Genomic DNA, 1,049 nt, shown 5'->3' on the forward strand with positions numbered 1-1,049 from the left:
GTTCCAGGCGCCAGATCAAAGCGAATGTCTTTGCTGGTAGCTCATGGGTGGAACATTGAACTGGGTGCAGGAAGAGATTCGTCTCGTGTCAGTACAGCCTTCGGGTTGGGAACGCACGAGCGGGTGGGCTACTGCACATGCACGCTGTTGGGTCCTGAGGGACCGGGCCGGCTGCTCCTTCGGGGGTGGCTGGATCTCGACTCTCCTGGATCCTTTTTCCACGCCTGGGTGTGTGGGGGAGGGATACCGCCCGTATTTTGAGAACTACACAGTGGACGCGAGCATCTTAGACTCGGGCAGCCTTTGCGGGTTGTTCGGGTCGACAAGATTCGCAAGGAGCAGCCTTCGGGTTGTGTTCTTGCAAATCATTGGATCTGCAACTTTTCGAGTTGTGGTTTCTTAAACTCATGTGATTTTCAAGTTTTTAAGAGCAAACGGTGAATGCCTTGGCATCTGGAGCCGAAGAAGGACGTCGTAATCTGCGATAAGCCTCGGGGAGCTGATAAACGAGCTGTGATCCGAGGATTTCCGAATGGGGAAACCCCGCCAGGCCCCTTGTGGTGACCTGGTGACTCCCGCCTGAATATATAGGGCGGGTAGAGGGAACGTGGGGAAGTGAAACATCTCAGTACCCACAGGAAGAGAAAACAACAGTGATTCCGTCAGTAGTGGCGAGCGAACGCGGAAGAGGCTAAACCGAATCATGTGTGATACCCGGCAGGGGTTGCATGGTCGGGGTTGTGGGACTTTTCGTTGTGTTCTGCCGAGCACTGAACGTTACAGCGCATCATAGACGAACAGGTTTGAATGCCTGGCCAGAGCGGGTGCGAGCCCCGTAGTCGAAATGGTGTTATGGCGTGAAGAGTATCCCAAGTAGCACGGGGCCCGAGAAATCCCGTGTGAATCTGTCAGGACCACCTGATAAGCCTAAATACTCCCAGATGACCGATAGCGGACAAGTACCGTGAGGGAAAGGTGAAAAGTACCCCGGGAGGGGAGTGAAATAGTACCTGAAACCGTTTGCTTACAAACCGTCGGAGCTCCCATGT

1 rRNA gene is annotated in these 1,049 nt (G+C 54.2%); it reads left to right on the top strand.

Annotated features, from left to right (window positions below):
• Window positions 1–414 precede the first annotated feature (414 nt).
• Window positions 415–1,049 (top strand): 23S ribosomal RNA (locus EDF22_RS20350); the annotation flags it as partial.

Source organism: Rathayibacter sp. PhB127, assembly GCF_003751665.1.
Classification (GTDB): domain Bacteria; phylum Actinomycetota; class Actinomycetes; order Actinomycetales; family Microbacteriaceae; genus Rathayibacter; species Rathayibacter festucae.